Consider the following 432-nt stretch of genomic DNA (forward strand, 5'->3'; position numbering starts at 1 on the left):
CGGATAGTACGTATTGGCCACGAGCAAATTCGGTCCTGCACATGAAGCAGCAGGACAGAAGCAATTGGTTTTTTGGTTGAGTGTGTGCTTTTGCCATTTTGCAAACATCGGTTGTAATGATTCTGTCTGGATGTTGCCCAACGGCTCGACATCACCAAAGTCAGTTACAATCACTTCGCCGGTAAAAATGTTGATGTTGAGTCTGTTGCGTCCATCAGGATCATTACGGGTCGTGACATTTTTGGCTTCGCGCAGACGGCGGATCAGTTCGCGGTCAGCCTTTACTGGACTGCACGCAAAAAACGGCAACGTGCCAAACAGCATCCACAGCTCCTCATTGCGAACATCAAGCATCCGATGAACAGCCAGGCGAAGCTCTTCAAGAGACAATACATCCAGCTCACGCGCAAAATCACTGGCGTACATCGGATG

General features: G+C 49.3%; 1 pseudogene. It reads right to left on the reverse strand.

The features are described 5' to 3' along the window. Window positions 1-432, reverse strand: a pseudogene (locus SB773_RS30155) (radical SAM/CxCxxxxC motif protein YfkAB); the annotation flags it as partial.

It is taken from the genome of Bacillus sp. SIMBA_074, from assembly GCF_046534555.1.
GTDB lineage: Bacteria > Bacillota > Bacilli > Bacillales > Bacillaceae_G > Bacillus_A > Bacillus_A mycoides.